Here is an 8,791-nt window from a genome sequence, read left to right on the forward strand (position 1 = left end):
GCAACGGCCAGCTCAAGCCCGCGGCCTCGAACCGCCGGAGCGCCAGGCGCACCGTCGAGGGCGCCGCGCCCACCCGTCGCGCAATCTCGCGGCTCGGCAGCCCGGCCGCCTTCATTCTGATCACATCGCGCACACGGCGCATCGCAAGCCTCTCCGTCGGCATCCAGGGTCCCCTTCGCAAAGCCGAAAGAGTTGACCCTATGGGAGCCAGAAGAGGCCTCGTCACCCGGGCGACATCATCCCGGAATGGTGGGCGACATCATTTCGGAACGGGTGGGCGACTTCAAATCGGAATGGTGGGCGAGATCATCTCGGAATCCTGGGCGACATCGATCGGAATCCGCAACCATGAGATACCGGACGACCCAGGCTGACGATACCAGCCTTCGCCAACGCATGAGGGCGATCGCCCAGGAGCGCCGCCGCTTCGGCTATCGGCGGCTGCATGTTCTGCTCAGGCGGGAGGGTTATCTGATCAACCATAAAAAGCTGTTCCGGCTCTATCGGGAGGAGAAGCTAACGGTGCGCCACCGTGGTGGGCGCAAGCGGGCGATCGGGACCAGGGCGCCGATCCTGCTCGAGGCCCGGCCGAATGCCCGTTGGTCGCTGGATTTTGTCCATGACCAGTTTGCCAAGGGGCGCCGGTTCCGGATCCTCAACATCGTCGATGACGTGACCCGGGAATGCCTGGCGGCGATCCCGATACTTCGATCCCGGGACGGCGGGTGGCGCGCGAGCTGACGGCGTTGATTGGTCGCCGCGGCAAGCCTGGCATGATCGTCTCGGACAAGGCACCGAGTTCACCTGCAACGCCATTCTGACTTGGTCAGAGGACAACCAGATTGCCTGGCACTTTATCGCGCCAGGCAAACCGATGCAGAACGGCTTCTGTGAAAGCTTCAACGGCCGGATGCGAGACGAGCTTCTCAACGAAAACCTGTTCTTCGGCCTTGATCACGCCCGAACCAGGATTGCGGCGTGGGCCCATGACTACAATAGCCACCGCCCGCATTCGTCGCTGGGCTATCTGACACCCGCGGCCTATTCCGCCAACCTCACCGCAACGTGCGACCGGCTGCGCAACCCCGACCAGCTCCGCCGATCGCACGTTGCTCACCCCGCGCCAAACGGCGTAACATCCGCCGAGACTCTAATCGCCAATGGATGAAAGTTCAGCGGCAGGTCAATGCGATGAGCCTGCCGATGGGGCGCCGCGACATTGCAGATTATCTTGGTCTGACGCTAGAAACGGTATCGCGCGCGCTCTCGTCGTTGCGCAATAAAAAGATGCTGCGGTTCGACGGACAGACTCAGCGAGAGGTGGTCCTGCTCGACCGGGAATCACTGGCCGAACTGGATAGCTAGATAAAATGCGGGCCGAACCAAATCACCGGGCGTTCGCGGATCGCTCATGAAAGGCGAACGCAAGACGATTACTGCCTTTTCACCATCGGCCATTGGTCGGCTGCCAGTGCCGCTCAACAAAAGCGTGGCCCGCGTCTCGAACGTGAAACAGACCCCGGTTTTGGGACCAGAGGCTAGGTTGGAAAAGGGCCGCTCCGTTTGATAGACGGAGGGCATGATGACAAGAAGATGAGAGGGAAAATTGACGCGGCACTGAAGGGAAAGATTGCGCCAGAGGCGGTGCGGGAGCAGGCGAGGGGTCACCGAGCTGGCTCAGCGCTATGAGGTGCACCCGAACCAGATCTATGCGTGGAAGAAACAACTTCTGGAAGAGGCGGCGCGGGCCTTTGACGCGGGTGTCGGGGCGGGAGAGCGACGAAACGCGCGAACGCGAGATCGAAGGCAAAGACGGCCTGACCTTGTCGATCGACTCCACCTCGATCAAAGCACATTGGCCGGTGCGCGGCGGAAAAGGGGAAAGCATGAACAGGCGATCGGCGGCTCGCACGGCGGGCGAACCACGAAAATCCACGCGCTGAGCGACCCTGATTGCAAATCTTGGGCATTTCATCTCACTCCGGGACAAGCCGCAGATATTGCCGCGGGGCCGGACCTTTTGAAACTCGCGCCGCCCATGTCTTCCCTCATTGGAGACAAAGGCTACGATGCCGATGGCTTTCGCGCCGTAATCATTGATCGCGGCGCGAAACCGGTCATTCCGAACAAGTCCAACAGGGTGACCCTCCACAGCTTCAGCAAACGCGCCTATAGAGGACCAATGTTATCGAGGGCTGCTTCTGGCGGCTCAAAGAGTTCAGACGCGTCGCTGCTCGCTACGACAAACTTGCCAGAAAGTTCTTGGCTGCCGTCTACCTCGCCGCCGTCGTCGCCTATTGCATCAATTGAGTCTGAACCCTAGTGTTGCTCCAGGTGCGAACTGCGTTTGTCACGCCCACGGGTTCAGGTGCAAACCGATGCGATTGCCCCCGAAGAGGCACCGCTGAGCGAGACCTGCGGGCCAAAACGTCAGCGCCTCACCTTTGGCTGCGATTCTTTTTCTGCTTTAGCATTGGCGCCGGGGCCGAAACCGGGATGCGATCATCGGGCGATGCCGATGCCATAGGAGTATCCTTAGACCCCTCGCGTCCGACTTCGCGGCGCGGCCAGACAAAATCGTCGGCGCGACCGGCCGGTGCCGACAAGGGCTCACCTTTGACCAAGACACGTGCTGCTAGCGCATCCATTGCCACCGGCGCGCCTGGACCGCCGAGCAATTGATCGGTGCCGATAGAGGCGGCCACCAAGGGAAGGATCGGTCCGGCGAGCGGGCGCGGGGCCGGTTGACCCGGCAGCGCATTGACGTCGGGCGATGCCGGTTCCGTCGGCAGCGCGATCGGCGCGGAACGTGCAGCCAGCAACCGGTTGATTTCGCGTTCGACATAATGCGCAAGCTTGCGGGCGCCGGGCTTGGTGAAATACACGCCGTCGGAGGAGCGCAGCTGACGGACCTGGCCTTCGAAGTCGGGACCGCGCTGCATAAAATGGCCGGCTTCATCGACAAAGCCGTCCCAGACATCGACATAAGTGATGCCGGCCTTGCCGGCCGCCTCGCGATAGAGCGAATCCAGAAACAGCGTGTCGGCTGTTGCCTTAGCGCCACGTAGCACCGGCAGGCCAACCCACAGCACCGGCACCCCCTTAGATTTGAGCACGCCGATCATCTGTTCGATCTTGTTTTTGTAGAGCTCGATCCAGCGTTTCTCGCGATACTCATAGATACCGTTTGGCGAGCGCGTGCTACTCTCCGGTTCGATAGCCGGCGCGTCGGCGGCGTTATTGGGCGACAATTCCGTATCGACCAGTCTGTCATCCGGCTTCGCGTCGGCGTTCGTACCGCCCTCCGGTTTGGCTCTGGCATCCTTCTTGTCTACCTTTTTGTGCGACGGCTTGGTGTCGGATTTCTCAGCCGGCGGCTCGCGGATCCCGACCCGGTCATCGAGTCCGAGCATGACGACGATGGCGTCTGCTTTTTCGGTGGGGAGAATGCCTTTGGCTGCGGCGGCCCAATCGGCCGGATTGCCCTTCGGCTGATATCTGATGAGGCCTGAGACGGTCTTATGTCTGCGGATCACGCCCATGTCAGACTGTTCGGCATAGGCGTCTTCAAGACCATAGGCGAGCCAGTCCGCCATGGCATCACCGAGCACAAGAACATGGCGCTCCGGTACAGTATCGCGCTTTCCGACCGCGGGCGCCCTCGAAAAATCCTCCCGCGCGGGGGGTAAGGGTTGCCGCCTATCCCAACGAGGCTGGGGAGCAGACGGCTTAAACATATCGTTACCAAACCAGCCGCCGCCGAACCCGCCACCGCGTTGCGGCTGCGGCCGCTGCTGATATCCGCCGAAATTGAAGAACTGCGCCGATGTCGGGCCGACAACGCCGACCACCGTCCCCAGAGCGATGGTTAGCGCGATCAGGGGACCTCTGTCGGTAAAGATGCGCAGTTTTCTTAGTTTGTTTGACATGCTCGTGGACCGCACAAGACGAAGAACTGCCGCGGCAGAGACTAGTACGAAGGCATCAACTTAACGCGACGAAGCCGCCACCGACGTCGATTGCCAAGCCCGCCAGGCAATCGTCTCGCCATCCGCGATCGCTCCGTCTCCGCAACCTGACCAGCTCCGACGGAGCAATCGCTGCCGGCGTGTCACGGGAGAGAGGAAGAATGGTAGCTTGACAACAAACCGCAATTAAAGGGCCGATTGACCAGCCTGACATATCATGGCTGTCCTCATTTTCCTGTGCGAGGAAGCCGCGAACGCCGCGCAGCGGAAGATATAAAAGCACTTATCCTGCTTCGATCGCCCCAAAACGTAACAGGGAAGTTAGCGGGCACGTGACTCGGCGCCCGATTGCAGTAGAGCGCTGTCCCTATCACGCGCCGCTAACTTCAGCATGGCCAGCCCAAGCTGACGGTCTGATATATCGTCCGGCGAAGCCGTGGCACAACTACCAGGACTGGTCGTTGCACCACGCGGCTTCGGGAGGCAAAAGGAGAGCGCCCCTTTGGAACGAGCCGGTTGATGTTTTCGACGTTGGCGATGTCTTTCAAGATGATGGGCTGGTGCATCTCGCCCCCGAAGTGGACCTTGGCGAACGGGACCGCGCCCGGAGGGGGGCTCGCGAGACTGAAGCCCGCAGCCGTCTTGACCATAGCGAGCAATTCGTCGGCGTCCCCCTCCCTGAGGTAGTTACAGATAGCGAGCCGCCACAGCGCCTCCTGCTTCCACGACGAGAGCTTCTTTGCCCAGTCCAAAGACGTCGTCTATTGGCTCGTCAGTCATGCCCATCCTCCGAGAGATAACTGGTCGTTCGTGATTATTGCTGGTAAACCGACTTCGCTCGGGTATTTCCATATCACGCCGATTGACTAGCGTGTAAGGTCCCAACACATGCGCGGGGACCCGAACATAGGATGGGAGAGGTTGACGTATCGCTTCGTCCATGCCTCGGATATCCAGTTGATTCGCCGCTGCGCTTGCTGGCGCTGCGCCATTCCGGTCTGGCGGAGCTGCTCGGCAATGGCGCGCCTTCGTCCGGGTCGTTAACTGTTACCTGGACGAGCAGGTCGGCGCGCTGCTGATCGCCGGCGATCTCTGCGACGGCGATCAGACCTCAACGAAGACGGCTCGCTTCCTGGCCGAGCAGATCCCGCGCCTCGATCAGGCTGGCATCCGCACCTTTCATCCGCGGCAATCACAGCGCGCTGTCAAAGACCACTAAAGAATTGGTACTGCCCGATTCCGTGGAGATCTTTGGCGGGCGAGCAGAAGCAATTGATATTGATCGCGCCCCAGGGCAAGTCCCCGTTGTTGTCCACGGGCTGAGCTTTGCGCAGCCGCACGCCCCGGAGAGCCTCCTTGGACGGTTTCGCCCGGTTGTCGAGGGAGCCGTCAATATAGGCATCATGCACACGAGTCTAGGCGGCGCCCCGGGCCCCGACCGCTCCGCGCCATGCAGCGTCGCGGACCTCCAAACTACTGGCTTCAACTGTTGGACCCTCGGCCATGTGCACAAACGTTCGGCGGTGGAGGGCGCAAGCGCGATCATAATGCCCGGTATGCCGCAGGGCGCGACATCAACGAGGCAGGTTCAAAATCGGTGACCCTCGTGACCATCGCCGACGATCGTTCGATTCACATCGAGGAACGCATCACCAGCGTCGCGCATTTTCGATCGGCGCGGGCGCTGCGCAGCTTCGAGCTCGTCGAGTTCGCAACGCTGGAATGGGTGGACTGCATCAACAACCGACCGCTCCTGGAACCCATCGGCAACATCCCGCCGGCCGAAGCCGAGCAACGCTACTACACCTTGGAAGAACCGGCCATGGCGGCAACAAATGGCCTCCGACAAACCCGGGGCGTCATTCAGACAACCCGGACCAGCTCTCTTCAAACTGGATTAAGCCTTGGCTGCCCCTGTCGCTGTGGTGCACGAGCCCGCCGCGATGGACCGGCCGTCGATCATGCAGCGCCTGCTCCAGCGCATCGAGCACGAAGCCTGCATGCGCCGTGCGCGAGGCTCGCCAGCCCACGATCCTGCGGGCATAGGCGTCGATCACAAAGGCAACGTAGACGAAGCCGGTCCAGGTCGCGACATAGGTGAAGTCGGAGAGCCAGAGAACATTCGGCGTTGCCGCCTTGAACTGGCGGTTGACGTGATCCAGCGGGCATGGCGCGGCCTTGTCGCTGATCGTGGTCTTGACGGGTTTGCCGCGGATGCCCCCTTGCAAACCCATGTCCCGCATCCGTCGCGACACCGTGCAACGGGCAACATCGAAGCCTTCGCGCTTGAGCTGCCGCCAGACCTTGCGCACGCCGTAGACGCGGAAGTTCTGATCGAAGACGCGCCGGACCTCGATCTTCAGCCTGACATCCTGCCTGGCGCGCGCCGACAGCCTGGCGGGATCGCGTCGCTTGGCCACATGGGCGTGGTAGGTCGAGGGGGCGATCGGCAAGACCTTGCAGATCGGCTCGACCCCATGCGCCCCACGATGATCGTCGATGAAGGCGATCATGGCTTGGACCGGCGGTCGAGCTCCGCCATCGCAAAATAAGCGCTTGCCTTGCGCAGGATCTCGTTGGCCTAGCTTCTCGGCCGTGTCGTTCGGAACGCCGGCCCGCTGCCCGCTATCGACCTCGGCCTTCTTGACCCAGTCGTGCAGCGTCTGCGGCGTGCACCCGATCTTGGCTGCGATTGACGTAACTGCCGCCCAGCGCGACGGATGCTCGCCGGCGTGTTCCAGAACCATCCGAACCGCACGCGCCCGGACCTCAGATGAAAACTTATTCGTCGTCTTGCTTGTCATGGCTCCATCCTCTCAGGAGTTAGAGCCTCCGGCAAACCCGGGGCGGTTCAGTTCGCGATCTTGGAGGAAGCAGCCGGAGAAAAGGAGAGAGAACGCTCTTTGTGTACCCGATGAATTCGTTTGGCCCGAACACGGTGAAACCGCGATAACCTAGCGACGAGAGCTCCCTTGGGGTTCGCATTTGGTTAATTGCGGCAAATTCATCGCCCTTCACATAATGAAAAGAGTAGTAGTCCTGCGAAGGTGTGACCACGCCTACAGCCCAACGGAAGCGTTCCCCAAAATGGTCCGGCGCCTGCCATGCCAAGATTAGGCGACTTGGTTCACGCACGTGTTCGATTAAGCATTGCATGCTATTAGCCAAAAGCGCGCTCAATGCATCTCTCCGAGGTTTAAGCTGGCCGGCTTGACGAACGAGACATTCACCGAGAGCGGCACGCGCAGCTGGATCTAGGTGCCGTTCAGCGAGCACGCCAATCCGCCAGAGCCTAAAAATCCGGATTGGCCGTGGGACCCTGCGTTGCGCGTCGATGTGCCCGGTACGGCGGTCGCCATTCGCGGAAAAATCGCCCGCGTTGACCTGCGCGCCGGCGGCGTCGCTGTCCGGGTGACCGATTACAAGACAGGTGAGCGGCCGGAGAATGCTGCTGACAGATTCATTGCTGGCGGCGCTGAACTGCAGCGCGTCCTTTACGCCCGGCAAGCGGAGAGCAACTACAGTAACCCATATCGGCGGCCAGTCATGGCCTGATAACCATCAAGCCAACGCCCCGAGGCCTGTCCCTGAAAGAGCGGCGGGCCTTTTCGTCCCGCACGGGGGCACAATGAGCTTATTTTGGTGGTCTGAGGGCAGCGGTGCCGTTCTTGGGAATCGGCGCCTCAGGTCAGGACGTCTTTCGCCGCTTTCCGGCAAGACGATTTACGGCATCTGACAGGAAAGGCCCGTCGGTTCACACTGCCGGGCCTGGCACGCCTGGCGCTCTAATCCGCAGTTTCAAACCGGACTCCGGTAGTTGTACCGACTTCATTTTCGGAACGGGGTGTTCTACTGTGAGAACACCGGCGCGATTTAAGTACCACCAAATTTCAAGTTGACCGGGAGTGCCGCAGTGGGGCTGGAACCACGCTGCGGCTTTTCCCTGTTTGCGGTGGTCAAGCGGGACCCTGCCATGCTCACCGACAATCAATCTGAAACGGCCCCGTCGCTAAGTCTCAATTCGGCAGCAAGCAGATGACGGCGGAAATGCTCCGCCGATCTCGGGAGCAGATTGCAGCGTCGATCGCGCTGCTTCAATGCTCAGCGCCCAAGGTACGGCCCCCGACCGAAGTGCACGGACCATTCAAGCCTCGCGTGATTTAAGTCTGTCAGCCTACCGAGCGGTCCTAGACGGGAGGACGCTGTTGCGGTTGCCAGGGGCTCGGGCGGGCCGTCTCCGAGCTCCGCCGTTGACGGAGTAAGGCACGGCCGCGCGGCTTAGAGACGACCCCGGGTTGGGGCCTGAGGGTTGATGCCGGGCCGCGCCGCCAGCAATCCGGTGGCCGTAGGCGATAAAGAACCAAATTGTGGACGTGCCTAGCGATGTGCGGCAGTTGATCGAGAAGACGATAGACCAAACAAAAGGGCATTCTCGTTTTTCTTCCAACAAGCCACGTTGCCCGGCGACCTGGCGCTGAACTTCGCTGAACAGAACGTCGCAACTGCGTTAGAAAAGCCTTGGAACACTGACTAAACCTCCGACTTTCTCCTAAGCAGAGGCATATCCGCGCCTGCACTTGGCGCGCTCGAGCCGTGCGAATGCTTCCCCAGCTTCCGTGCTGTCGTCGAAGGTTTGGATCATGACCTGCCCGCTCGTGCCAATCCGGCCCCAGTTGCGGATCAGCGAGACCCGCCGAATAAAGTCGGCTGAATCGAAAGCAGGTAAAATCGTCGCATGTTGCGGGTAGCGTCGATGCGGCGAAGGTAAAGCGGCTTTTGCTTGCGGTTCGGCATGCGTGGAGTCTGGCTCCTCGCGGAATCGA

General features: G+C 61.0%; 3 protein-coding genes, 7 pseudogenes and 1 other annotated feature. Of the genes and pseudogenes, 6 read left to right on the plus strand and 4 right to left on the minus strand.

The window, feature by feature from the left end:
* Window positions 1-163: helix-turn-helix domain-containing protein (locus tag AC0L3A_RS39165; protein WP_143275343.1), on the minus strand; the 163-nt coding region annotated here is incomplete at its 3' end.
* Window positions 164-333: 170 nt separating this feature from the next.
* Between AC0L3A_RS39165 and AC0L3A_RS39170 the strand changes: the two are divergent.
* From AC0L3A_RS39170 to AC0L3A_RS39180, 3 pseudogenes are all read left to right on the plus strand, one after another.
* Window positions 334-1,168 (plus strand): annotated as a pseudogene (locus tag AC0L3A_RS39170) (IS3 family transposase); the annotation flags it as partial.
* Between the two features lie 23 nt (window positions 1,169-1,191).
* A pseudogene (locus tag AC0L3A_RS39175) lies at window positions 1,192-1,365 on the plus strand (helix-turn-helix domain-containing protein); the annotation flags it as partial.
* 440 nt (window positions 1,366-1,805) lie between these two features.
* A pseudogene (locus AC0L3A_RS39180) lies at window positions 1,806-2,310 on the plus strand (IS5 family transposase); the annotation flags it as partial.
* Between the two features lie 128 nt (window positions 2,311-2,438).
* Here AC0L3A_RS39180 and AC0L3A_RS39185 read toward each other — a convergent pair.
* Window positions 2,439-3,929: an SGNH/GDSL hydrolase family protein gene (locus AC0L3A_RS39185; protein ID WP_473256421.1), complete on the minus strand. Its 1,491-nt coding sequence runs from the start codon at window positions 3,927-3,929 to the stop codon at window positions 2,439-2,441.
* A 960-nt stretch (window positions 3,930-4,889) separates the two neighbouring features.
* On the opposite strand from AC0L3A_RS39185, the pseudogene AC0L3A_RS39190 reads away from it, so the two are divergent.
* Both AC0L3A_RS39190 and AC0L3A_RS39195 read left to right on the plus strand, forming a co-directional pair.
* A pseudogene (locus AC0L3A_RS39190) lies at window positions 4,890-5,637 on the plus strand (metallophosphoesterase family protein); the annotation flags it as partial.
* Window positions 5,638-5,655: 18 nt separating this feature from the next.
* Window positions 5,656-5,799, plus strand: a pseudogene (locus tag AC0L3A_RS39195) (IS3 family transposase); the annotation flags it as partial.
* Between the two features lie 73 nt (window positions 5,800-5,872).
* Here the strand turns inward: AC0L3A_RS39195 and AC0L3A_RS39200 are convergent.
* Window positions 5,873-6,772: pseudogene (locus AC0L3A_RS39200) on the minus strand (IS3 family transposase); the annotation flags it as partial.
* Window positions 6,407-6,523: a sequence feature (AL1L pseudoknot), on the minus strand. Its footprint overlaps the pseudogene before it by 117 nt.
* A 454-nt stretch (window positions 6,773-7,226) precedes the next feature.
* Between AC0L3A_RS39200 and AC0L3A_RS39205 the strand changes: the two are divergent.
* Window positions 7,227-7,523 carry a PD-(D/E)XK nuclease family protein gene (locus AC0L3A_RS39205; RefSeq protein WP_473256422.1) on the plus strand — a complete coding sequence of 99 codons (297 nt, stop codon included), beginning with the start codon at window positions 7,227-7,229 and terminating at the stop codon, window positions 7,521-7,523.
* A gap of 994 nt (window positions 7,524-8,517) precedes the next feature.
* Here the strand turns inward: AC0L3A_RS39205 and AC0L3A_RS39210 are convergent.
* Window positions 8,518-8,762, minus strand: a pseudogene (locus tag AC0L3A_RS39210) (WGR domain-containing protein).
* Between the last annotated feature and the right edge of the window lie 29 nt (window positions 8,763-8,791).

This window comes from Bradyrhizobium sp. MI1.3 (assembly GCF_055811695.1).